Source organism: Staphylococcus sp. AtDRG32 (genome assembly GCF_004365845.1).
In the GTDB taxonomy this organism is placed as follows: Bacteria; Bacillota; Bacilli; order Staphylococcales; family Staphylococcaceae; genus Staphylococcus; species Staphylococcus hominis.
This window is the reverse complement of the sequence record NZ_SODE01000003.1, coordinates 187,582-212,963: the sequence shown is the minus strand read 5'-3', so window position 1 is coordinate 212,963 and position 25,382 is coordinate 187,582. Positions and strand designations below refer to the sequence as shown.

Genomic DNA, 25,382 nt, shown 5'->3' with positions numbered 1-25,382 from the left:
AAATGTTCACCTCTTATAAATATTTCTTTAAATAGTTTGGATGGCTTTCTACAGATTTAAATTTAGCTTCTCCAATTTTAATTAACCATAAGTAAACTTTAGCAAAGGCTGTAGATGTACGATGGCGAGCGACCCAAATACTAAAAATACTACCTAACACTAAAATCGCAATACTAATTATAATACTAATTAACGGTGGATGGGCAGGAGCCATATATACATGATGAAGTATATTAACAAATACTTGATGAGTCACAATATAAACCATTGCAACAACTACAATCATTGTAATACCTATAAAGCGTCCCATTACTCCTTTATTTAATGCCACAAGTTGATTCCATGATACAGAGATAGACCATGCTAAGATAAATGCACTAATCAAAATATATGGACTATGGTCACTTGTCATAAAAAACACAATTGCAATAATCAATGCAAGAGCCCTTCCAAGTATTATCCATCCATATGATTTCTTAATATTAGGCGAAGTTGGTATATTAAATCGTCTGACAACTGAGCCTGATTGTAAGAATAACGTGGCTTTAAATATACCGTGCAATATTAAATGGATAATCGCAGCTGAATAAACACCCATCGCACATTGAACGAGCATAAAACCCATTTGACTCATCGTTGATCCAACAAGTTGTCGTTTATAATCAACATGTACTAAACTAATGCCCGAACCAATCAATACTGACATACTAGAAATAATTAATAATATTGTAAGAGCAATAGAATTATCAAATATCGGTGAAAAACGCGTTAAAATAATGCCCCCCGCATTAACTATACCGGCATGCATAATAGCTGATACAGGTGTAGGCGCAACAACTGATTCAATTAACCAACTCTGAAATGGATATTGCGCAGCTGGAATAATAACAGCAACAACAAGCAATAAATCAATAACTAATTTTAGACCATGATTTAGAGCATAGTCATAATTTTGAGAAGGATCGATTGTCCATTCTCCTGTTCCTATGTATAGCAAAATAACCGCAATTAATAGCGCTAACCATCCAATAATAAAGGAACGTGCAGAAACTTTTGCTGCCTCTGCTGGAACTTTCCAAGTTTTATTCAATCTAATTAGTTGTGTTAAACAACATAACGTTAATCCCCAACATAAAGTCATTAAACGTAAGTCATTGCTTAACCAACCTAGTGAAGCAAAAACAGTTGTAAATGTATATAAAGGAAAATACTTACGATAATTGTGATCTCCTAATAAATAACGCGTTGAAAACTTTTGAATAATAAAACCTAACGCTAAAACAAACGCACCTACTAACCAAGCAAATTTATCTAATGCAAATATGCCAATAACTTCTCTTTCGTTTATAGTCACTAACCCTACAATACCTACAATAACTGGTAATAGAAGTAAAGCTAAGTGAAATCTTATGTATTTAACTGGAACTGAGGGAATTAATACAATCAATCCACTTAACGCTGCCATAATAAGCGTTATAAAAAATAATATAAGTAAACTACTCATACTTAACATTATCATTCCTCCACTTTTAAACTGTAACCTATATATAACTATTGCTTATAATATAATAAAACACCTACAATAGTTTAGTTTTATCCCATTAAAAAAGGACGACTATCTATTGTAGGCTTCTTTTATGCTCATTCAATATATTTATTAATGCTCTTTAAGCAACCTATAATTTAGATTTAAGTACATCAGTTTTACCCTTCAATTAAACAATAAAGTGCATGATACTTTTTGTCTCATTGCTTGATATAAACCTATGTATAATTTGATGCATATTAAATACAATATATGAAAATATCAACTAAAAGTCAAATTTCTAATATAAAAGATAACAGTCATATCATTTCAACTTTCCTTTTTATATCAATTTTGTTTAAATAATACCCCCAAAAATATTATAAACTCAATCTTTAATTACTAATATATAAAAAGAGTTTGAGACGATAAAGTATGTCCCAAACCCTCATGGATAAAATGAATTTACTTCATTACTTATAAAATAACATACTTTGTTCAATATTCATGTAACAATTCTGTGAAAACGCTTAATTTTTTTGTAAAGTTTTTTTATATTTTATTTGCTTTTTTTGAATAATGAAGGATGACTATCATATTTTTGTGATTGCCTTAGCTATTTTGACTTTAAATTTATTTTAATATTAAATCAGTCTTTGTACCGATAACTTTAATGCTTTAACAAGTTAAACTATATTAAAATAAAGAAAGGTATAATACTTATGCAAAATAAACAATTTACATTAACCATTTCATTCATAATAAGTAGTCTCATTTTTTTAATAACTATTTTTTCGGTTTTTACTAAGTCGTTATGGGCACATATATTAGATTTACAATCATTCTATTGGTTCTTAAATACATTTGGCGAACCAAAAATGAATTTCAAAGGTAATTGGTTCAATGATTTTATGACGTTTCTAGCATCATACGGTGATATTGCGACCTTTATTACCCTTACCCTTATCATCGCAACTATCGTTTTAATTAAGCGACGCTTCTTATTAGCAATATGGTTACCGACAACAGTAGCTTCAGCAGGTATCATAGGTATTGCGTTAAAAGACATCATTCATCGTTCAAGACCTTATGATCACTTAACAATTGATGCAGGATTTTCATTCCCAAGCGGACATGCTTTAACAAGTACGATTGTTATTTTTGCTCTTATTTTTGTACTTATCTCTAAATTAGGAAATATGTGGATAAAATGCATAATAAATACGGTGTTAATTGTAGTATGGTTAGGTATTTTATTTTCAAGATTATACTTCCATGCTCACTATCTCACTGACGTAGTTGGCGGTATCTTTTTTAGTCTTTCATGGTTATTCATGTCATTGATGATGTATCAATATATGCTTCAAAAAGTAAACCGTAGAGCGTCACTACAACAGAGACGACAATCATTTCAATCAAAAAGAAATTAGCATAAACGTCCAAATTATTGAATTTAATATAAAAAAAGCGAGCATTTCTCACGAAAATGCTCGTTTTTTTAATGGGCTACTCCCATTCTATAGTACTTGGTGGCTTAGAAGTAATGTCATAGACGACGCGGTTTACATGGTCTACTTCATTAACTATGCGACTAGAAATTTTTTGTAACACTTCCCAATCGATACGTGCAAAATCACTTGTCATACCATCAATTGATGTTACAGCACGAATACCTACTGTATGATCATACGTACGATAATCACCCATAACACCTACAGATTGAATACCTGGTAATACTGTGAAGTATTGCCAAATCTCTCTTTCAAGACCTTCTTCTCGAATCACTTCACGTAAAATCGCATCAGATTCACGAACGATTTCTAATTTATCTTCAGTAATTTCACCTAACACACGAATACCTAAACCAGGACCTGGGAATGGTTGTCTCCATACTAAATGTTCAGGGATACCTAATTCAATACCTAAGGCACGAACTTCATCTTTAAATAATGTATTAATAGGTTCAATCAATTCAAATTCCATGTCTTCAGGTAATCCACCTACATTATGATGAGATTTAATTGTTTGCGCTGTCTTTGTACCTGATTCAATCACATCTGTGTAAAGTGTACCTTGTGCTAAGAAATCAACATCTGTTAATTTAGCCGCTTCATCATCAAACACATATACAAATTCATTACCAATGATTTTACGTTTTTTTTCTGGATCAGAGACGCCTTTTAGTTTTTCCATAAAACGTTCTTTGGCATTTACACGAATAATATTCATATCAAAGCCTTCACCGAATTGTTCCATTACCATATCGCCTTCGCCTTTACGAAGTAAACCATGGTCTACAAAAATACATGTTAATTGATCACCAATGGCCTTATGCAATAATACTGCAACAACTGATGAATCTACACCACCGCTCATTGCACATAATACTTTACGATGACCTACACGTTCACGAATTTTTTCGATTTCAATTTCAATGAAGTTTTCCATTGTCCATTCACCTGTACAATTACATACACGACGGACAAAATTTCTTAGTAAATCATTACCGTATTCTGTGTGACGTACTTCTGGATGGAATTGTACACCATAAATACGACGCTTTTTATCTTCGATAGCAGCATAATTTGTACTTGGACTATCAGCGATAACTTCAAAACCTTCAGGAATTTCAATGACTTTATCTGAATGACTCATCCACACTCTTTGTTCTTCTGGTAAACCAAAGAATAACTCATCAGATTTTGCTTTAATAATTGCTTTACCATATTCACGTTCATTTGCACGTTCAACTTTACCGCCTAATAGTTTGGTTGTAAGTTGCATACCGTAACAAATACCTAACACTGGAATACCTAAATTATAAATCTCAGGATCAATTGTAAATGAACCTTCTTCATAAACAGAGTTTGGACCTCCTGAAAGAATAATACCTTTAGGATTCATACGTTTAATTTCATCTATAGAAATTTCATGATCGTGTAATTCACTGTAAACGCCCATTTCACGAATACGACGTGTAATTAACTGGTTATATTGACTACCGAAATCTAGGACAAGAATTAATTCTTGTTCTTTAGCCATTTCCATAATAGTAAATCTCCTTTAAATTTAATTTATGTAAACAATAGAAAGACGCTTTTCATATTTATAAAGACAATACATCGTTTCAACCTCTATAAATATTTTATAGAAAAGCGTACTTTCTTAATTTAATCGTTTCTTGCTCACCTTACATTAAAATGAATAGTTTGGTGATTCTTTAGTAATTTGTATGTTATGTGGATGACTTTCAGCTAAACCTGCAGGGCCCATACGTGTGAATTGTGCTTCTTCACGTAATACTTTTAAGTTTGGTGAACCAGTATAACCCATACCAGCTCTTACTCCACCCATAAGTTGATAAATGGTATCTTGTAATGGTCCTTTATAAGCTGTGCGACCTTCAATACCTTCTGGAACAAATTTTCTAGGAGACTTATCTTCTTGGAAGTAACGATCATTTGACCCTTTTTCCATTGCTCCAAGAGACCCCATTCCACGATATACTTTATATTGTCTACCTTGGAAGACTTCAGTAGCGCCTGGGCTTTCTTCAGTACCAGCTAATAAGCTACCTAACATAACAGCATGACCACCAGCCGCTAATGCTTTAATAATATCACCAGAGAATTTAATACCACCGTCAGCAATAATCGCTTTACCATGTTTACGTGCTTCAGTAGCACAGTCATATACTGCAGTAATTTGTGGTACACCTACACCTGCAACGACACGTGTTGTACAGATTGATCCAGGTCCAATACCTACTTTAACCACGTCTGCACCTGCTTCAAATAAAGCGCGTGTGGCTTCAGCAGTTGCAACATTTCCTGCAATAATTGTAAGTTCAGGATATTTATCTTTCATTTTTTTGACTTGCTCAATCACACCTTTAGAATGTCCATGCGCTGTATCAATAATTAACGCATCTACTCCTGCTTCTACAAGTTTTTGTGCACGAATTTCGGTGTCTTTAGATGTACCGATAGCTGCTGCTGCAAGTAAACGACCATGCTCATCTTTCGCAGCATGAGGGAATTCAAGTACTTTTTCTATATCTTTAATTGTGATGAGACCTTCTAAACGACCCTTTTCTACTAATGGTAGTTTTTCAATTTTATGCTTTTGAAGGATTGCTTCCGCTTCATCTAATGTTGTACCAACTGGAGCTGTAATTAAATTTTCTTTAGTCATCACATCTGAAATTTTAATTGAGAAATCCTCAATAAAACGTAAGTCACGATTTGTAATAATACCAACGAGTGTTCTTGATTCTTCATCTTTTACAATAGGCACACCTGAAATACGATATTTACCCATTAATGCTTCTGCTTCATAAACACTTTCATCTGGTGTTAAGAAGAATGGATTCGTGATAACACCATTTTCTGAACGTTTTACTTTTTGTACTTCATCAGCTTGCTCTTCAATGCCCATGTTTTTATGGATGACACCTAAACCACCTTGACGTGCCATAGCAATAGCCATTTTAGATTCAGTTACTGTATCCATACCAGCAGAGATAACTGGAATATTTAATTTAATTTTATCTGATAATTCTACGCTTAAATCAACATCACTTGGTAATACGTCTGATGCAGCTGGAATTAACAAAACATCGTCGAAAGTTAATGATTCTTTAGCAAACTTATTTTCCCACATTTATAACACAGCCTCCATTTTTTATATAGTTAGTCTTATTATTTCACATTTTCGTCGTTTTGTTTATACTTTATACCGTTAAAAAAGAAATTAAGAATAATAGCAGAGATTGCTCCTAAAACAATACCATTTTGAGTTAACCAAGCGAACTGTTCTCCTAAAGCTTTAAATGCTTGAGGTACAGCACTAATTCCTGTACCAAGTCCGACTGATACAGCAATAATTAATAAATTATTTTGATTTTTGAAGTCAATATTTCCTAAAATACTTACCCCATAAGCCATTACCATACCAAACATAGCAATCATTGCACCGCCTAACACAGGTAAAGGAATAATATTAGCCAGAGCACCTAATTTAGGTATACAACCACATATTAAAAGTAAGACTACCATTCCATATATGATTTTATTTTTCTTAGCTCCAGAAAGTGAAACAAGTCCTACGTTTTGCGAATAAGCTGTATAAGGGAAAGCATTAAAGATTGATCCTAAAATGATGGCTAGACCTTCCGCAGTGTAACCTTTACGAAAATCTTTACGTTCAAGCTTACGACCAGTGATTTCACTTAATGCATGATATACACCTGTTGATTCGATCAGACTTACAATTGCTACAATTGTAAACACTAATGTTGCACCGAAATCAAAGCCAAATCCTGAGAAACGGAATGGTCGTGGAATACCGAGCCAATGTGCGTCACCAACTTGGCTAACATTAACTAATCCAAATATACTAGCCAATATCGTGCCTATAACTAAACCAATCAAAATTGCAATAGATTTTAAGAATCCCGTTGTAAATCGTTGTAATAGTAAGATAACAATAAGTGTCACTCCACCTAAAATTAGATTTTTAGGGTTACCATAATCTTTAGCACCTTGACCACCAGCAAGATAATTCATAGCAACGGGCATTAAGTTAATTCCGATAATTGTAACGACACTACCTGTAACAACAGGTGGGAAAAATTTAACTAAATAAGAAAAGAATGGAGCAATGATTACAACTAAGATACCTGATAGGAACAATGATCCATATAACACGTCTAAACCTTTAGTCTGTCCAATTAAAATCATAGGTGCTACAGCAGTAAATGTACATCCTAAAACAATAGGTAGTCCTGTACCAGTAATCTTATTTGCTTGTAAAAATGTAGCTACTCCACACATAAAAATATCTACTGTAATTAAATAAGCAATCTCTTCAGGTGAAAATTTTAAACTTGTTCCTACAATGATAGGTACTAAAATAGCACCTGCATACATTGCTAATAAATGTTGTACACTTAAAATTAAATTTTTCATTCATCTTCACCTAGTAAAGTCACTTTATTCCCTGCTAAGGAAGCAACTTTACATAATGAAGAAACAGTTAAACCAGCCTCTTCCAATCTTTGTCGTCCATCTTGGAAACTTTTTTCTACAACAATTCCTACGCCTACTGTTTCTGCTTTAGCTTGTTGTGCAATGTCGTACAATCCAAGTGAAGCATCACCATTTGCTAAGAAATCATCAATAATTAATACTTTATCTTCAGGCCCTAAAAATTCTTCTGATACAATCACTGTACTTGTTTTATTTTTAGTAAATGAATGGATATCAGTACTGTAAAACCCATCTTTTAAAGTACTTGGCTTTGCTTTTTTTGCAAATAAGCATGGCACATCGAAATGTAATGCAGCCATGATTGCAGGAGCAATACCGGAAGCCTCAATAGTTAAAATTTTCGTAATCCCTTTACCCTTAAATTGTTTATAAAATGTTTGACCCACTTCATACATTAATTTGGCATCAATTTGATGATTTAAAAATCCATCAACTTTTAATATTTTTTCATCAATGACTACGCCATCTTCCTTGACTTTTTGTTCGAGCGCTTCCACTTCAAAACCTCCTAAACTTTATATAAAAAAACCCGAAACTTTTATCTAGTTTCAGGATCTATAAGTGAACAAGTACGATACACATTCATTTGTAACTTAGAAGTAAATGATTTAGATTTATAGATGATAAACAATACTTTACATTATACAAATGATAATATAATACAAGACATCTTAGCCAATCCTCAAACTTCTCATTAACTTCCTTACCTTTGTACTTGAACTCATAGTCGCGTTGTTTATGGCAACACGGTAGAAACTTCTAAAGCCATATTCTTCAGATTATATGAGCAATATAAATTATTTAATGATAATAGCAAATTTTAAGCTTATTTTCAATAACTGATGGAGAGTTTATCCTTGTAATCACGCTACTTATAAATGTAAGCGTTTAATGTCTTATTAAAAAAACCGTATTTGTAAATTACATATTTTTAATTATATAATTATATCGAAACGTTTTATATCTATTCATTAGGGTATAATTATTTAAAAGTAGCATGAAATGATGGAGGACGATGAATATGCCAGATATTACAGTTCTAGATAATGAAAATCAAATTTACAATGTGATTGAAAAGAAAAAAGCAGAAGGATATTCAGAAAATGAGATATTTGTTATCAGTGAATCTAAATTACATTTAGATGATTTACATAATTCTCAAGTAACACTTATAGCAACAAGTGGTTCATTCAGTGATCGCATGTCACGCTTATTAACCGGTGAAGATGGTGAAGAAGCTGTATTGAATAATTTCAAACTATCTGATAACCAAGCAGAACAATATAAAAAAGATGTGCTTGATGGCAAATTTTTAGTAATCACTAGAAAAGACGCTTCTTCACATAATGAAGTTGAAAAAAACAACGCAGCTTATGAAGAAGTTGATATCACTCATTACGCTAATGAGTCTGATGGTCCAAAATCTTAAAAATAAGTTTAACCATTCATTGTATTTAATCATGTCGATTGTTAAATGAACATACGTTTTTACAAAGTAACAGTCAAAAATTAATATATGCTTCTTTCAAAGTAAAGTGTGAATCGTTTATAACTTTGAAAGAAGTTTTTTATTATATTTTGTATTATGATGTGCTACTTTACACATGTGCTATACTTAAAAAAATATAATGCGGGGAGATCGCTATGAAATTTCACACTATTTATTCTTTAGAAGACGCTTATTATCAAAAAGCTGTCGAGTTTTATAATAAACAATTAGATGTTGATTTTTTTGAAGACAGCACTATCACAAAACGATCCTTACAGAATAATAAAACAGAAAATGATTATGTTTTGATTGTTGGTATTGAGAAAGAAAATATAATCAGTTTGGCCACAGCACACTACGAAGCAACAACAAATTCAGCATTTCTAGTCCACTTATTAGCTGTAGTTGATTCAAATTATAATGAAATCATATCTCAAACTTTAAATGAAGTTGAAACACACCTAAATATATTATCTAATAAAGTACATTCTAGAGATATTAACTTTTTAATGATTGAAGTCCCGAAACATGATAATAGCATATTAGATAATCAATTAATTAAACGACGTCATCATATCTTATTAGAAAATGACTTTGAACAACAATATGACATTGACTACTTGCATCCTAATTATACGTTTGAAGAAACACCTATACATACTGACTTATTTATTAAATCTAACATTGAACTTACAAAAGACATCTATCCTGCTAGTGTGAAATCTAATTATATTCTCAAATATGTATTTGCGAATGGAATTTCTAGAGATATTATATATCCCCTTTTAGAAAAGATGAATTTACGTTCATCCTTATAGAATACTTGAAAAGAGCGATATAAAAGGTTAAACTAATATGCGAGGTTAGACTGACGTTTCACTTACCGAAGACAAACGTCAGCGTAAATGAATGAATATATTATTTAAATACGAAAGGACTTCATTATGTTAACTAAAGAATTTGCTCAACGTGTCGAGCTAAGTGAAAAACAAGTCCGTAAAATCGTCCAACATTTAGAAGAACGAGGATATCATCTTAGCAAGACTGAATATCGTGGTCGTGAGGCTACAGATTTTAAAGAAGAAGATATTGAACTTTTCCAAGATATTGCAGAAAAGGTAAAACAAACAAATAGCTATGATTTAGCTTTCGAAGAATTAGAAAAAGAAAAAGACTTTTTACAAGTTATCGTTAAAGAAGACCAACAACAGTTACCTGCTGATCAAGGCGTTACACAATTAGTAGAAGACTTACGTACCGAAATACAAAAAATGCGTGAAGAACGTCAAATGTTAGGTCAAATGATTACTCAAGTTCATCAACAACAAAATGAACTTAAGGAATTACAAAGTCAAATTACTGAAAAATTGGAGGCAAATAATGAGTCATTAGTTGCCATTCAAACAGCTCAAAAAGAACAATCTGATTATACTAAAAATAATTTGGTTAAAGAAATTAATGATAACAATCAACAAGCGATTGATACTTTAAAAGAGCATCAAACTTATGTTTCATCTTCAAATGAGAAAAAAGGATTCTTAGCTAGACTATTTAATCTTTAATGTCACAACTGTATATAGTGCTATTTACTAAAACAGGATTGAAATTAAAAAATTTCGATCCTGCTTTTTTGTTTTAATACTCATTTTGTATCTATTTATCATTAGTTTGTAAAAACATTTAATAATTTATGTTATTTAAAGTATTGAATTATTATATATTTAATACTATTCTTATTAAATGTGTCGGATTTAACTAATAAAAGGAGAATCCTTATATGGGAACATTATTTTCAATTATTAACATTGTCATCATGTTGATTTTCATTATCAGCTTATTCATTATGGCTAAAAAACATGTATCATTCCCAAAACGAGTCTTTACCGCTCTAGGATTAGGAATTGTATATGGAATTATTTTACACCTTATTTATGGTGTTAATTCTAAAGTGCTTGAAACCACAACTGATTGGTTTAGCATCGTTGGAGATGGCTATGTGACATTATTACAAATGATTGTTATGCCACTTATTTTTATTTCTATTGTTTCAGCATTTAGTAAGATACAAATTGGCGATAAATTTGCTAAGATAGGTTCTTATATTTTTATGTTTTTAATTGGTACTGTCGCTATTGCAGCCGTTGTAGGTATTTTTTATGCCATTGTATTTGGCCTTGATGCTTCAAGTATCGATTTAGGTAGTGCAGAACATGCACGAGGAAATGAAATTAGTAGTGAAGCGAAGCAGCTTACAGCGAATACACTACCACAACAAATTCTTGAATTATTACCAAGCAATCCTTTCTTAGATTTTACTGGTCAGAGAACAACTTCAACTATTGCAGTAGTAATATTTGCTATTTTTGTAGGATTTGCATACTTACGTGTTGCACGTAAACAACCTGATAATGGTAGCTTATTAAAACGTGGTATTGATGCTGTTTATGCTCTCATCATGTCAATTGTTACCTTTGTTTTAAGATTAACTCCTTATGGAATTATCGCAATTATGGCTTCTACAATTGCAACAAGTGATTTTTCAGCAATTTGGACATTAGGTAAATTCATGATTGCATCTTATGCAGCTTTACTTACAATGTATGTTATTCATTTAATTATTTTAGCGATTATGGGAATCAATCCTATTCGTTATGTTAAAAAAACACTTGAAGTACTGATTTTTGCATTTACATCACGTTCAAGTGCAGGAGCGCTTCCTTTAAATGTGCAAACTCAAACGCAACGTTTAGGAGTACCTGAAGGTATTGCAAACTTCTCAGCTTCATTCGGTTTGTCTATTGGTCAAAATGGATGTGCTGGTATTTATCCAGCAATGCTTGCTATTATGGTTGCTCCTGTTGCTCATGTTGACATCGATATACCATTCATTCTTACACTAATTGGCGTTGTAGTGATTAGTTCATTTGGTGTAGCTGGCGTTGGTGGCGGTGCAACTTTCGCTTCAATTCTTGTATTATCAACTTTAAACTTACCAGTTGCATTAGCTGGTGTATTAATTTCTATCGAACCAATTATTGATATGGGTCGTACCGCTCTAAATGTCAATGATTCCATGTTAGCAGGTACTGGTACAGCACGTTTAACAGGTAACTTAGATAAAGAAAAATTTAATTCTAACCATTATGGAGAATTATCCACAGAATCATAAAATAACAAGAGAGACAGAATTTCAAACAAATTCTGCCTCTCTTTTTTCGGTTTTATTTTATCTTTTCATTAGTCCAGCTTTATTTAATTGCTCTAACATATCTAATCGTGCTTTCCCACTTAAAAATCCAGCAACTTGTTGAGACCAGGTTTCATTTCTTACACCATTTGTACGGTCTTGATAGTATTTACTCACCATTTGATCATAAGCGTTTAATGTTTCTTTTTGGTGTGCTTTATTGCTATTATAGACATTTTTATGGAAGATATGTTCAAAAGGTAAACGTGGTTTTGGTGATCCATTTTCATCCTCAGCTGGTTCTCCTACAGCCATACCAAATAAAGGGAAGGCATATTCAGGTAAGTCTAAAATCTCACGTACACGCCCGACATCATTGCGAAGCGAACCTAAGTATACAATGCCATAGCCCATATCTTCAGCTGCTAAAGCAATATTTTCTGATACTAATGCAACATCGATGGCACCAACTAATAAGCCCTCAGCCGACTCAAATGACGTCTCCATATGTTGTTCTACATCTTCATTAATAAGATTGTGACGATAATAATCTAAAACAAATACAAATAAATAGCCATTGTCTACCACATATTGTTGCCCTGATACTTCTTTGAGTTGTGCTTTAATTTCTGGATCTTCTACTCCAATAATAGAATACGTTTGTAAATAACTAGATGTTGAAGCACTTTGTCCAGCTTCAACTAACTTTCTAACAACACCTTCACTTAAAGGTTGATCTTTAAATCTTCGAACTGAATGATGTTTTTTAGCTAATTCGTAAACATAATCTGACATTAAGTCCACTCCTTTTTTAATTACTGAATATATATTAACAATTTATATTTTATTTTTCTTCAAAATTGCCCTTTATTTTAAATTAAGATTTGCATGCTAAACCAATTAAAGTTATCATAATAATGACAATTTTCAGATATCAAAGGAGAGATACTATGACTCACGCTAACAAAGAAGTTTCAACAGCCTTATATCAAGCTTTTACATCAAAAAAACCGATTAATTTTATCAGTTCCTCTTTTGAACTAAATGAGTTAGAAGCCTATCACACACAAGATGATCTCATTAATCAATTAAAAAATAAGCAAAAATCAGAAATTAAAGGTTACAAAGTAAGTATGACAAGTGCCGCCACTCAAGCCATTGCCAATACAAATGAGCCTGCGTACGGTACTATTTTATCTACTCAAGTAGTCGAGGGGGATAACTCTATCTCATTATCAACATTATTTGATCCATTACTTGAACCTGAACTTATTTTTGAATTAACTGCAGACTTACCAGAGAATGCCGATGTTCAAACCATCTTAGAAAGTGTAAAAGTAGCTCCAGGTATTGAAATTCCTGACGCACGTTATAAAGATTGGTTCCCTAACTTTGCTTTATCAGATTTAATTTCAGATAATACTGCAACAGGTTTAATTGTGGTTGGAAAAAGAGTAACACCTCTTGATTACAAATCATTTGCTGATATTAACTTAAAGTTATTTAAAAATGATCAAGAAATTGAAACAGGACACTCTAGTGACGTACTAGGAAATCCTATTGAATCTATAAAATGGTTAAATAAAAAATTACATTCACATGGAAAACGTTTAGAAAAAGGGCAATTTATTTCTTCAGGTACATTTATTTCACCCCTACAGTTAGAAAAAGGTATTTATATTGCTGAATACGAGAAAGTAGGAAGCGTAAAAGTAGAAGTCAAAGACTGATTTTAATAAAATAATATTGAAAATACTTGATACTCTCTTCAGATTTATATGTTTCAAAGCGTAACTTGGAGAGAGTTTTAATCTATTATGTTTGATTCCCATTATCAAATACTATCCTTTAGTTGAGAATATATTTAAGCGAAAAGATGTGTTTTTATTTACAATTTACATTTTTTAATTAGAAAAAATAATCCTCACAATATCTTAAAAAAGTTAATATATTTTATATGAACCTTGTTATATCAGTGCTTCATATTGTTTTTCTTACTTTTAAGTGTATTATGTTGACGAAATAAAATCTACATGTAATAATATGAATCAAGAGATTAGAATTATTATAAATAAGCAATGATTATTATGTAATTCTAATTAATATTCGATAAATCAGGAGGAATTTAAGTTATGTCTTTAATCAATAAAGAAATCTTACCTTTCACAGCACAAGCATATGATCCTAAAAATGATGAATTCAAAGAAGTAAGCCAAGATGATTTAAAAGGTTCTTGGAGTGTTGTTTGCTTCTATCCAGCTGACTTCTCTTTCGTATGTCCAACTGAATTAGAGGATTTACAAAACCAATATAGCCAATTACAAGATTTAGGTGTTAATGTATTTTCAGTTTCAACTGATACTCATTTCGTACACAAAGCTTGGCACGATCATTCAGACGCAATCAGCAAAATCCAATACACTATGATTGGTGACCCTTCTCAAATCATCACTCGTAACTTCGATGTATTAGATGAAGAAGCAGGTTTGGCACAACGTGGTACATTTATCGTTGACCCTGATGGTGTAGTTCAAGCAGCAGAAATTAATGCAGATGGTATTGGCCGTGATGCAAGTACATTAGTAAATAAAATCAAAGCCGCACAATACGTACGTCAACATCCAGGTGAAGTTTGCCCAGCAAAATGGGAAGAAGGTTCTGAATCATTACAACCAGGATTAGACTTAGTAGGTAAAATTTAAGGAGGCATTTAAGTATGCTGAATGCTGATTTAAAACAACAATTACAACAATTATTACAACTTATGGAAGGCGATGTAGAATTTAGAGCAAGTATTGGCTCTGATGATAAATCTAAAGAATTAAAAGATTTATTAGATGAAATCGCTGAGATGACAGATCATATTACAATCGTTGAAAAAGAATTAAAACGCACACCAAGTTTCCAAGTAAGTAAACCTGAAGAAGATACTGGTATCACATTTGCTGGTATTCCCTTAGGTCATGAGTTCAATTCACTTGTGCTTGCTATTTTACAAGTAAGTGGTCGTGCGCCTAAAGAAAAACAAGCAATCATTGATCAAATTAAAGGTCTTGAAGGCAACTACAATTTTGAGACTTATGTAAGTTTAACTTGTCAAAAATGTCCAGATGTAGTTCAAGCATTAAACTTAATGAGTGTAATTAATCCAAATATCACTCATACAATGATTGATGGTGCTGTATTCCGTGAAGAGTCTAAGGATATCATGGCAGTCCCTGCTGTATTTTTAGATGGTGAAGAATTCGGTAATGGTCGTATGACAATTTCTGATATTTTATCTAAACTTGGCAGTACACAAGATGCTTCAGAATATGAAAATAAAGATCCATACGATGTATTAATCATCGGTGGCGGACCAGCAAGTGGTAGTGCTGCAATTTATACTGCGCGTAAAGGTTTACGCACTGGTATTGTTGCAGATAGAATCGGTGGTCAAGTTAACGATACAGCTGGTATTGAAAACTTTATTACTGTTAAACAAACCACTGGATCAGAATTCTCTTCTAATTTAGCTGCACATATCGAAGAATATGATATTGATGCTATGACTGGTATTCGTGCAACTAAAATTGAAAAAACTGATAAAGCTATCCGAGTAACTTTAGAAAATGATGCAGTTCTTGAAAGTAAAACTGCTATTATTTCAACTGGTGCAAGCTGGCGTAAATTAAATATTCCTGGTGAAGATCGCTTAATCAATAAAGGTGTGGCTTTCTGTCCTCACTGTGACGGACCTTTATTTGAAAATAAAAACGTTGCAGTTATCGGCGGTGGTAACTCTGGTGTTGAAGCAGCTATCGATTTAGCAGGAATAGTTAAACACGTGACACTATTTGAATTCGCTCCAGAACTAAAAGCGGATACAGTGTTACAAGAACGTTTACGTTCTTTCCCTAATGTTGATATTCACACAAATGCTAGAACTGCTGAAGTTCTAGGTGAAGATCATGTTACTGGTTTAAGCTATGAAGATATGTCATCTGGTGAAATGAAAGAATTAAGCTTAGATGGTATCTTTGTACAAATTGGCCTTGTGCCAAATACAAAATGGATTGGTGACGCAGTAGAATTAAATAACCGTGGAGAAGTCGTTGTGGATCGTGAAAATAACACAAACGTTCCTGGTATTTTTGCTGCTGGTGACGTTACTGACCAAAAATATAAACAAATCATTATATCAATGGGTTCAGGTGCTAACGCAGCATTGAGTGCATTTGATTATATTATTAGAAATTAATTTAAAGTTTAACTTTCTATATGAAAGTAAGACTTAGAACTTAACCTATCAAATATCTTCATTTTAAGCAGAGTCATTTTATTAACGACTCTGCTTTTTTAATGCTATTGCCACAATTTGTTCATAGATTTATATTAATTTTATGTCTTAAACATTCAATTCTGTTTCTATAAGTGATACTCTATTATTATTCTTAAATAGAAATGTTTACTAATAAAGGAGATTATTGAAGTCTATGAAAAAGAGTATGGTTATTAGTAGTTTTTTAGCCCTGTTATTAATGTTAAGTGCGTGTGCACCTAATAATGATAATAATGAAGACAATCATAATCAAAGTAACGGTGTTAATGCACCGAAACATGCTAAAAACTTAACTGAAAATGATATTTTTACATCGAATAAATCTCATCAAAAGCTTACTGAAGATGAAATGAACAAAGCAATCAAAAAATATCTAGATGTTAATAGTGATATTTTAGACAATAAATATATAATGCAAAGTAAAATCGATCGTCAAAGTTCAGGACAAACAAAAATCACTGATAAACAAGCTAAAAAACTTAGTCATTTATCTAATATTGCTGTTAAAAATGACTTACACTTTAAAAAATATGTTGAAAATAACACATTGCCAGACGGCTATAAAGATAATGTAAATCGTATTATTAAGTACTTTCATGCTTTGAATAGTACAATTGCAAATGTTGATGAAAGTATCGAACAACTGAATTATCAACCTCAAAATACAATTAACATTGTAGATGTCCCTACTCATTATGCTGGAGATGTAAATGGCAACCAACAAAATAAAATCAAATCTTTCTTAAATAAGAAAGATATCAAAACAAACGTTTTTGATAAATAGAATAGGGAGTATCCATTTGAATATGTTTTCCCGATCCATTAATGGTGATGTCCCAAATATAAAAAATCTGAGACGATAAATGATGTCTCAGATTTTTTTATAATTCAATGAGATATGGCTTACAATTTTCAATTACTTTAATTAATGCTTCTTCTTTATTTATATAGCCAAAGTAAACCATAATACAACGAATCACAACTTGATGTGCAATAATGACTATCGTGTGATCATCTTGAATATGAATCGTTTCGAAAAACTGTTTCACTCTATAATAAACATCATTATAACTTTCCCCCTCAGGTGCTTTTTGAATAAAGCTATGTCGAAAATCTTTATAATTTGGATCATGAAAATAACGATGATACATATTGTTTTTCATAAGTTTATCCTTAAATTGACCTTCAAATAGACCCAATGAACGTTCACGTAATAATGATGTGACTGTAGTTGGGATATCGTAAGGGAAGATATATTGATATGTTTCTTTCGTTCTTGTTAAATCAGATACATACACATCATTAATTTTTATATTATAAAAATATGGCTTTAATTGTTTTGCGCTTTCAACGCCCTTTTCAGTTAAAGGAACGTCTAACTGACCACAATAATATGCTCGATTGTACTTATTATCATAATTAGACTGTGATTCACCATGTCGAATAAGATATAAATTCATGTTTTACCTCATTATATTAAATAATAAATGAATGAAGTCTACTAATCATATAAATGATATATTTTTATGATTGTTATTATTTATATTGCATGATACTATTAATATGTAGTTATTTAATAACTACAAGTCTTTTATATTCATGAACATAATACTCCTGGATGACGCCTTAACCCGACGTCATCCTCTTTTTTTAGTTTAATAAATAAAAAAAGAGCACTACATAACGTAGTCCCCTTTAAAATGCTATACCTATTTTTTGATTGCTTTTAAAATTAAAGAAACAATAAAAATAAGAATAATTGCACCGATTAATGCTGGGAAGATTGGTACTCCGCCCCAAACAGGCCCCCAAGTACCTAACAATTTACTTCCGATGAATGAACCGATTAAACCAGCAATGATATTACCTAAGATACCACCAGGGATATCTTTACCCATGATCATGCCAGCAATCCAACCGATTAATCCACCAACTATTATCATAATAATAAAGCCCATAGTTAGATTACTCCTTATAGTTTTATTTTGTTTACTTCTTATTCATACCACCTATTTAAATTTTATAAACATAATTATTAAAATAATTTATTTTTTATAACAAAAACAACTAAATAATAACACCCACATATTTTATTAGTATTTATTCAATTAATGATTAAAAATATAAGACTACTAAAAAATAGCAAGTATTTTATATAAAATACTTGCTAAACATTATGAACAACTTTAAAGGAACAAAACATATTCATGTTGAATATAATGTCTTGTTCCTTTGTTTTTATTCTTCGTTATTTGTACTTTGATGATTTGGTTGTGCTTGTTCATTACGATCTATTTGAGAAGTTGTGGGTTCTTCTTTAGTTTGTGTAGAAGCGTCTGTTGGAGTTGAATCATTGTTCTCGGATTGATTCGATGTCTGGACATCATTTTGAGTTTCAGATTGCGCACTATTTTGATTTTCTTCATTAGACGATGTATGTTGTGTTTCATTATCATTCTTTGTTTCATTATTTTGTACATCATTGTTTCGTTGTCGGTTACTTTGTTCTAATTTACTTTCATTCATTTGTTTTCTTTTAGCTTTTTCTTCATCTGTCATATTATTATAATTATCAACAATACTACCTGTATGTTTATCTACAATGGCTACATAAGGTGTTCCAGTACCATATGCGTCACTTGCTGCATAATCTATATAATACATCTCGTCAGTACTTTTACTAGGATTGTAATTAAATTCATTTCTTAAACGATTTCCAAATCCTTGATTTTTATACCAATCATAGACAACATCCTCTGCTTGCTTCGGTGTAAGTTCTTTATTCGAAGAATCATTTGATTGATTGTCACTAGTTGAATGACTTTCATTCATAGTCGTTTCATTATTTCCATTGATTCCATTTTCAGATTGGTTTTGAGTATTCTGTTCGGATGACTGAATACTCTTATTATCATTGGGTTGAATATCTTCAGTTTGATTATAATTAGTATTTTCATCATTATTATTTTTCTGTGTGTCTGATGAATTTATATTTTTATCATTATTAGTATCATTATTTTTATTTGAATTATTAGGCGTTTTATTTTTATGATCATTCTTCTCAGTTTTTTGCTTATCCTCTGAACTATCATTATTTCCGCCTGGTAAATGAATATTTAAATCACAAGCACCCAAAAATAAAGTAGATGCAACAATACCTGCTAATAAATATTTTCCTCTCATTATCATCATAACTCCTTATGTATGTCTCTTTTAATGATAACATTTTATATTGCATACATTAAAGATATTACGCAATACATTTTAAAATCAACTTAAGGTGTATAATCTATCCATTTTTTATTACTACGACATAAAAATAACCCCGTAAGCCTTGAGCTTACGGGGTTTACACTAATTATATATTAGTTTTCATCTTTAACATATGGTAATAAAGCCATATGACGAGCACGTTTAATAGCTGTAGTCAACATACGTTGATATTTAGCTGAAGTACCAGTTACACGACGTGGTAAAATTTTACCGCGTTCTGAGATAAAACGTTTTAATAATTCAGTGTCTTTATAGTCAATATGTGTAATACCATTTGCTGTGAAATAGCATACTTTTTTACGACGACGTCCGCCTCTTCTTGGTCCACCTGCCATGGTTAATTACCTCCTTTTATATTTTTAATCTCATTCTTTCGTTAGAATGGTAAGTCATCATCACTAATATCAATTGGACCATTTGCATTTGCAAATGGGTTATCTGATTGATTATTGTTTGATGCACGATTGTTATTATTATTATAAGATGTATTTTGTCCTGATTGTGAACCACCAAACCCTTGGCCATAATCTTGGAAATCATTATTTCCTTGATGACGTTGTCCACCTTGTGCATTTTTAGGTTCAAGGAATTGAACACTATCCGCTACAACTTCAGTGACAAATATACGACGACCTTCTTGATTTTCATAACTGCGTGATTGTATGCGACCATCAACGCCAGCTAAACTACCTTTTGAAAGATAGTTATTTACGTTTTCTGCTTGTCTTCTAAATACAACAACGTTAATAAAGTCAGCTTCGCGTTCCCCTTGAGCATTCGTGAAAGTACGGTTAACTGCTAGAGTAAATGTCGCTACACTTACGCCTGAGGGAGTACTTCTGTATTCTGGATCCTTAGTTAAACGACCTACTAATACAACTCGATTTATCATTTCAACGCCCCCATTTAATTATTACTTATCTTGGTCTTCACGGATAACGATATAACGGATAATATCGTCATTGATTTTAGCTAAACGTTGGAATTCGTCTGTAGCTCTGTTATTATCTGTTTTAATGCGTACGATGAAGTAGAAGCCTTCTTTGAAATCTTCAATTTCGTAAGCAAGACGGCGTTTACCCCAGTCTTTCTCTTCTAAAACTTCTGATCCTTCTGAAGCTAAGATACCGTTAAAGCGCTCAACAACTGCTTTTTTAGCATCTTCTTCAATGTTAGGACGTACGACATACATAATTTCATATGTTCTCATTTTATAATTGCACCTCCTTGTGGTCTATGCGGCCTATCGAATCCTATCCATAGGCAAGGAATAATTTTCATTACTCACAATCAAGAATTATAGCATAGGTGATTACTTTTTACAATAAATATTATTTGAAATATTTTGTCTGAAAGTGGATAAGATTTATCGTATTGGCCTATAAATTTATATTCAAACTTTAAACATATCTTTTCAAAAGAGAACTGATATCCTATAATATCCTTGAGGTGTAACTATGCAATTAGATTTAGATTGGAATAAAGATTTTCAAGAGTTTCAAGAAATCTTAAATTGCGGTATCAATCCAGAGTGGCTATACTGTGCAAAAGCTAATATGATTCTTGAGCCAGCATATACTGGAGAAGGTAAACAGTTTTTTAGCACCAAAGATATTATTAAAGCAAGTAAAGTTATACCGTTTTTTTAAGATATAACCATAATGATATAACTAAAGCGCGACATCTATAATAAACAGATGTCGCGCTTTTTATATTCCTATACATTAAATCGGAAGTGAACAATATCTCCATCTTTCATAATATAATCTTTACCTTCTAAACGTTGTTTACCTGCTTCTTTCGCACCTTGCTCGCCACCATGCTCAACATAGTCGTCATAACTTGTTACTTCGGCACGAATAAAACCACGTTCGAAGTCTGTATGAATGATACCTGCACATTGTGGTGCCGTCATCCCTTGTCTAAATGTCCAAGCACGTACTTCTTGAACACCTGCTGTAAAGTAAGTAGATAATCCTAACAAATCATATGTTGTTCTGATAAGACGATCGAGGCCTGGTTCTTCAATACCTAAGTCTTCTAAAAACATTTCCTTATCTTCATCATCAAGTGTTGCAATTTCTTCCTCAATTTTTGCACTAATGACTATAACTTCAGAATCTTCTTTAGCTGCGTACTCACGAATGGTTTTCACTTTATCATTTTCATCGTCACCAATTTCATCTTCGCCAACGTTTGCAATATATAACATTTTTTTAGATGTTAATAATTGAGCTTGATTTACATATTTTTGATCTTCTTCATTAAAATCTAAACTACGAACTGGATTTCCTTCCTCTAATGCTTCTTTTATTCTAGATAAAATGCGGAACTCCATTTCTGCTGTTTTATCTTTTTGACGTGCCATTTTTTCAATTCGAGGCAAACGTTTCTCTACTGATTCTAAATCAGCTAAAACAAGTTCCATATTAATGACTTCAATATCATCTAATGGATTTACACGACCAGCGACGTGTGTCACATTTTCATCATCGAAAGCACGTACTACCTGACAAATAGCGTCTACTTCACGAATATGTGATAAGAATTTATTTCCTAAACCTTCACCTTTTGAAGCACCTTTAACAATACCTGCAATATCTGTGAATTCGAAAGTGGTAGGAATTGTTTTCTTAGGTTCTACCATTTCTGTTAATTTATTTAAACGTGTATCTGGTACTTCTACAATCCCAACATTAGGATCGATTGTAGCGAAAGGATAGTTCGCAGCGAGCGCACCTGCTTTTGTAATTGCATTAAATAGAGTAGATTTACCAACATTAGGCAAACCTACGATACCTGCTGTTAAAGCCATGAATCATTCTCCTAACTTTCTGTATCTTGATGAGATACTAATATTTTTTTTATTTTTTTATCAAACACTTGTCGTGGAATCATAATACTTCTTTGACAATTTTCACATTTAATTCGTATATCAGCACCCATGCGAATAATTTTAAATCGATTTGTTCCACAAGCATGTTGTTTTTTCATTTCTACTATATCATTTATACCATATTTTGGTGTCACAACATTACCCCCAACATTTATTAAGCGTCTTGTTTATCAGTATTTCTTACGTACATGGGTTGTGGCAATTTAATACCTTCTTGTACAAACATTTTTTGAATTTCTTTGCGTAAAATTCTAGAACCTGAAGCACCTTCTCCAGGAATAGTTTCTGCTGATATTCTTATGATCACTTTTGTTTCATCTAACCCATCAATTCCTAAAACGACTGGATCAGTAATGAATAAGTAGTATTTACTACGCATTGCTGTAAATAATTTATTTAATTTCTTTTCAACTTTATCTAAATTTTCATCAACTGAGACTGGAATTTCTACAATTGACGTACCATTAGTAATAGAATAGTTAGTAATCTCACCCATACTACCATTTGGTAAAATAGTTAACTCCCCAGTGATGGTATTAATACGCGTTGATCTCAATCCTATAGATTTTACAGTTCCTTCAGCAACTGTAGTACCACCGCTATTAATTTTAACATAATCACCTACATCAAACTGATTTTCAAAAATAATGAAAAATCCAGTAATAATATCTTTGACTATAGTCTGGGCTCCAAAACCAACAGCGATACCTACAACACCGGCGCTGGCGATAATCCCATTTACGCTAATTCCGAACTTACTTAATACTGTTGTGAGTACGATAAACCACACAATGTATCTTACAACATTTTTGATAAGGGACACGAGCGTTTTAGAGCGTTTTTTATTTCCTCTATTACTTTTATTTTGAAATTTAAATGCTTCTTCTATCGCTTTATTAATAATTCCAATTACAATTAAGCCTACTAAAATATAAATAATAACCATTGCTAATTTAGTTGCTAAATTTGTGTATACTTCGGGTTCTGTTAATGGTTTAAATAGCGATGTTAACACGTTCTTCAATTGATTCATAATAGCCCCCTCCTTTTCTATTTAGTCCACCTTAAATTTATATTCCAATTTATTTATTATACAAAATTTCTTCTAAAATTGTATCAGTCTTTTGATTTATCATTTTCTTTTTTATTTTATTAATAGGATATTATTCATTAAGTTTATCTATAATACGTCTAAACTCAGCCTCGGATTTAAACTCAAACACAATTTTCCCAACATTTTTAGATACAGATATATCTATATGAGTTCCAAATTTTTCCTTAAGCGCACGTTCTTGTTTCTGTATGAATTTGGGTTTACTTGGAGTATTTAATTTTTCTTTTTTAGACTGCCCACCGTCTTGGATTTCAGAAACAACTTTTTCTAAATAACGTACACTCCACCCCTCTTTGATTGCTTGTTTACCTATACGTTTCATCGTATTTACATCTTTTAATGCAAGTAAAGTACGTCCATGGGCACCTGACATGCGATTCTCTCTTACAAGCTTAGCAATATCAGAGGGTAAATTTAGTAATCTTAGCATATTAGCAATGTAAGGCCGTGATTTTCCTAACCTTTCAGCAACTTTTTGTTGTGTCAGACCAAGATCATTCATTAATCGTTGATAACTTTCAGCTTCTTCAATTGCATTTAAATCTTCTCTTTGTAAATTTTCTATAATGGCTAATTCCATCATGTCAGAATCAGAAAGGGATTTTACAATTGCAGGAACTTCCTCTAACCCAGCTAATTTAGAAGCTCGAAAACGTCGTTCCCCTACAACGATATAATATCCATTGATCGTTTTTCTTAAAACAATAGGTTGAAGTATACCATGAGTTGTTATAGACTCTGCTAAATCTTGAAGTTTCTCCTCATCAAATGTTTTTCTAGGTTGATAGGGATTAGCTTTAATACTTGAAATTTTAATATGTTGTACGTGTTCATCATTATTTAATTGAACACGTTGATCTTCAATGTTGTTCATGCATAGTCCTCCCTTGTCTTTAAAGTCATTACTTAATTTTAAAAAAAGCGTGTTATATCTACAAGTCTTATAAACTTTTTTAAGAAAAAAATTTACTAGATAGAAAGTATATATATCAATCATTCAGGCACTTTCTGAATTTATTATTTAATCATAATTTTCAGAAAAGTTGTTGACAAATGTAATTTATGTCTGTAAGCTATGAATTAACTTAAAAAAACACAAATTACACACGGTAATAAGGAAAGTAAAACTTACACTGCGGATACAGAGAGTCTTGTAAGCTGAGAAGAGACATTGAAAGAAAGTTTGAAAATGGCCTTTGAGTGTTGATGCCAATATGAGGTATCAACGGGTTCGCCCGTTATAGCGATACAGTATTAACATTTATTGTTTAATGGCGTACTGGAATCATCGACGTCACTAAATTATCGTTAATACTCATTTATCTTCAAAAGTTAAATGAGTTTTTTATTACAGATATATCTGATCATTTACGATAATGTGTGTCACTTTTTCAAGTACTCCTCAAACATAATGGCGTACTGTTTGAGGTTACTTTAGCAATAAAGTAGCAAACAAAGGTGGTACCACGAAACAAGCTTTCGTCCTTTACATCCGATACATATCGGGTTTAAAGGACGGAAGCTTTT

The 25,382-nt window shown here is 31.9% G+C and carries 25 protein-coding genes, 1 pseudogene and 1 riboswitch; of the genes and pseudogenes, 10 read left to right on the top strand and 16 right to left on the bottom strand.

Translation table 11 applies throughout. The features are described from left to right. Positions 1-13: 13 nt before the first annotated feature. Entirely contained in the window at positions 14-1,513 is a 1,500-nt protein-coding gene (locus BDW25_RS06815) for an NADH dehydrogenase subunit 5 (RefSeq protein ID WP_002454523.1), read from the bottom strand. An 890-nt stretch (positions 1,514-2,403) separates the two neighbouring features. Between BDW25_RS06815 and BDW25_RS06810 the strand changes: the two genes are divergently transcribed. Beyond that, positions 2,404-2,955, top strand: a complete 552-nt coding sequence (locus BDW25_RS06810; RefSeq protein WP_227945056.1) for a phosphatase PAP2 family protein — start codon at positions 2,404-2,406, stop codon at positions 2,953-2,955. 76 nt (positions 2,956-3,031) lie between these two features. Here the strand turns inward: BDW25_RS06810 and guaA are convergent, their stop codons facing one another. From guaA to xpt, 4 genes are all read right to left on the bottom strand, one after another. Beyond that, positions 3,032-4,573, bottom strand: coding sequence for a glutamine-hydrolyzing GMP synthase (gene guaA, locus BDW25_RS06805; RefSeq protein WP_133945232.1), 1,542 nt, complete (start codon positions 4,571-4,573; stop codon positions 3,032-3,034). Positions 4,574-4,720: 147 nt separating this feature from the next. Beyond that, on the bottom strand, positions 4,721-6,187 hold the full coding sequence (gene guaB / locus BDW25_RS06800; RefSeq protein WP_049418746.1) for an IMP dehydrogenase: 1,467 nt from the start codon (positions 6,185-6,187) through the stop codon (positions 4,721-4,723). 38 nt (positions 6,188-6,225) lie between these two features. Next, positions 6,226-7,494, bottom strand: coding sequence for a xanthine permease PbuX (gene pbuX / locus BDW25_RS06795; protein WP_002447962.1), 1,269 nt, complete (start codon positions 7,492-7,494; stop codon positions 6,226-6,228). Further along, positions 7,491-8,072 (bottom strand): xanthine phosphoribosyltransferase, encoded by a 582-nt coding sequence (gene xpt / locus BDW25_RS06790; RefSeq protein WP_002447980.1) that lies wholly within the window; start codon positions 8,070-8,072, stop codon positions 7,491-7,493. The genes pbuX and xpt overlap by 4 nt, the downstream gene beginning before the upstream one ends. Positions 8,073-8,279: 207 nt before the next feature. Next, positions 8,280-8,382: riboswitch (purine riboswitch) on the bottom strand. 214 nt (positions 8,383-8,596) lie between these two features. On the opposite strand from xpt, the gene BDW25_RS06785 reads away from it, so the two are divergent. The 4 genes and pseudogenes from BDW25_RS06785 (at position 8,597) to BDW25_RS06770 (ending at position 12,233) form a co-directional block, all read left to right on the top strand. After that, positions 8,597-9,004 (top strand): general stress protein, encoded by a 408-nt coding sequence (locus tag BDW25_RS06785; protein WP_002447977.1) that lies wholly within the window; start codon positions 8,597-8,599, stop codon positions 9,002-9,004. Positions 9,005-9,219: 215 nt separating this feature from the next. Further along, positions 9,220-9,882, top strand: a complete 663-nt coding sequence (locus BDW25_RS06780; RefSeq protein WP_002447990.1) for a hypothetical protein — start codon at positions 9,220-9,222, stop codon at positions 9,880-9,882. 126 nt (positions 9,883-10,008) lie between these two features. Next, a pseudogene (locus tag BDW25_RS06775) lies at positions 10,009-10,479 on the top strand (DNA-binding protein); the annotation flags it as partial. A gap of 362 nt (positions 10,480-10,841) precedes the next feature. Then, complete coding sequence (locus tag BDW25_RS06770; protein WP_002448009.1) at positions 10,842-12,233, top strand: L-cystine transporter; 1,392 nt, start codon at positions 10,842-10,844, stop codon at positions 12,231-12,233. A gap of 57 nt (positions 12,234-12,290) precedes the next feature. On the opposite strand, the gene BDW25_RS06765 is transcribed toward BDW25_RS06770, so the two are convergent. Next, on the bottom strand, positions 12,291-13,046 hold the full coding sequence (locus BDW25_RS06765) for an NADPH-dependent oxidoreductase (RefSeq protein WP_002454528.1): 756 nt from the start codon (positions 13,044-13,046) through the stop codon (positions 12,291-12,293). Positions 13,047-13,201: 155 nt separating this feature from the next. On the opposite strand from BDW25_RS06765, the gene BDW25_RS06760 reads away from it, so the two are divergent. The 4 genes from BDW25_RS06760 (at position 13,202) to BDW25_RS06745 (ending at position 17,356) form a co-directional block, all read left to right on the top strand. Continuing rightward, a complete protein-coding gene (locus BDW25_RS06760) occupies positions 13,202-13,981 on the top strand; it encodes a 2-keto-4-pentenoate hydratase (RefSeq protein ID WP_002448003.1) in 780 nt (259 codons plus the stop codon). 402 nt (positions 13,982-14,383) lie between these two features. Further along, positions 14,384-14,953: an alkyl hydroperoxide reductase subunit C gene (gene ahpC / locus BDW25_RS06755; protein WP_002447989.1), complete on the top strand. Its 570-nt coding sequence runs from the start codon at positions 14,384-14,386 to the stop codon at positions 14,951-14,953. 14 nt (positions 14,954-14,967) lie between these two features. After that, a complete protein-coding gene (gene ahpF, locus BDW25_RS06750; protein ID WP_002454529.1) occupies positions 14,968-16,491 on the top strand; it encodes an alkyl hydroperoxide reductase subunit F in 1,524 nt (507 codons plus the stop codon). A gap of 235 nt (positions 16,492-16,726) precedes the next feature. Next, on the top strand, positions 16,727-17,356 hold the full coding sequence (locus BDW25_RS06745; RefSeq protein WP_002447997.1) for an NDxxF motif lipoprotein: 630 nt from the start codon (positions 16,727-16,729) through the stop codon (positions 17,354-17,356). A gap of 97 nt (positions 17,357-17,453) precedes the next feature. Here BDW25_RS06745 and BDW25_RS06740 read toward each other — a convergent pair whose 3' ends face one another. The 6 genes from BDW25_RS06740 to rpsF all read right to left on the bottom strand — a co-directional run bounded on the left by BDW25_RS06740 (position 17,454) and on the right by rpsF (position 21,055). After that, positions 17,454-18,032: a histidine phosphatase family protein gene (locus tag BDW25_RS06740; protein WP_002447942.1), complete on the bottom strand. Its 579-nt coding sequence runs from the start codon at positions 18,030-18,032 to the stop codon at positions 17,454-17,456. 249 nt (positions 18,033-18,281) lie between these two features. Beyond that, positions 18,282-18,530 carry a GlsB/YeaQ/YmgE family stress response membrane protein gene (locus tag BDW25_RS06735; protein ID WP_002447983.1) on the bottom strand — a complete coding sequence of 83 codons (249 nt, stop codon included), beginning with the start codon at positions 18,528-18,530 and terminating at the stop codon, positions 18,282-18,284. Between the two features lie 280 nt (positions 18,531-18,810). After that, positions 18,811-19,755 (bottom strand): hypothetical protein, encoded by a 945-nt coding sequence (locus BDW25_RS06730; protein ID WP_065581051.1) that lies wholly within the window; start codon positions 19,753-19,755, stop codon positions 18,811-18,813. A gap of 182 nt (positions 19,756-19,937) precedes the next feature. Next, positions 19,938-20,180, bottom strand: coding sequence for a 30S ribosomal protein S18 (gene rpsR, locus BDW25_RS06725; RefSeq protein WP_002447994.1), 243 nt, complete (start codon positions 20,178-20,180; stop codon positions 19,938-19,940). Between the two features lie 41 nt (positions 20,181-20,221). Then, positions 20,222-20,737: a single-stranded DNA-binding protein gene (gene ssb, locus BDW25_RS06720; protein ID WP_002447969.1), complete on the bottom strand. Its 516-nt coding sequence runs from the start codon at positions 20,735-20,737 to the stop codon at positions 20,222-20,224. Between the two features lie 21 nt (positions 20,738-20,758). Beyond that, positions 20,759-21,055 (bottom strand): 30S ribosomal protein S6, encoded by a 297-nt coding sequence (gene rpsF, locus BDW25_RS06715; RefSeq protein WP_002447961.1) that lies wholly within the window; start codon positions 21,053-21,055, stop codon positions 20,759-20,761. A gap of 247 nt (positions 21,056-21,302) precedes the next feature. Here rpsF and BDW25_RS06710 point away from each other — a divergent pair, with 247 nt between their 5' ends. Further along, positions 21,303-21,494, top strand: a complete 192-nt coding sequence (locus tag BDW25_RS06710; RefSeq protein WP_002447995.1) for a hypothetical protein — start codon at positions 21,303-21,305, stop codon at positions 21,492-21,494. Between the two features lie 68 nt (positions 21,495-21,562). Here the strand turns inward: BDW25_RS06710 and ychF are convergent, their stop codons facing one another. The 4 genes from ychF to BDW25_RS06690 all read right to left on the bottom strand — a co-directional run bounded on the left by ychF (position 21,563) and on the right by BDW25_RS06690 (position 24,729). Then, positions 21,563-22,660: a redox-regulated ATPase YchF gene (gene ychF, locus BDW25_RS06705; RefSeq protein ID WP_002447976.1), complete on the bottom strand. Its 1,098-nt coding sequence runs from the start codon at positions 22,658-22,660 to the stop codon at positions 21,563-21,565. An 11-nt stretch (positions 22,661-22,671) separates the two neighbouring features. Continuing rightward, positions 22,672-22,875 carry a DUF951 domain-containing protein gene (locus BDW25_RS06700; protein WP_002448008.1) on the bottom strand — a complete coding sequence of 68 codons (204 nt, stop codon included), beginning with the start codon at positions 22,873-22,875 and terminating at the stop codon, positions 22,672-22,674. Between the two features lie 20 nt (positions 22,876-22,895). Further along, on the bottom strand, positions 22,896-23,774 hold the full coding sequence (locus BDW25_RS06695) for a mechanosensitive ion channel family protein (protein ID WP_002448012.1): 879 nt from the start codon (positions 23,772-23,774) through the stop codon (positions 22,896-22,898). A 130-nt stretch (positions 23,775-23,904) separates the two neighbouring features. Continuing rightward, a complete protein-coding gene (locus tag BDW25_RS06690; protein ID WP_002448017.1) occupies positions 23,905-24,729 on the bottom strand; it encodes a ParB/RepB/Spo0J family partition protein in 825 nt (274 codons plus the stop codon). Positions 24,730-25,382: the final 653 nt, after the last annotated feature.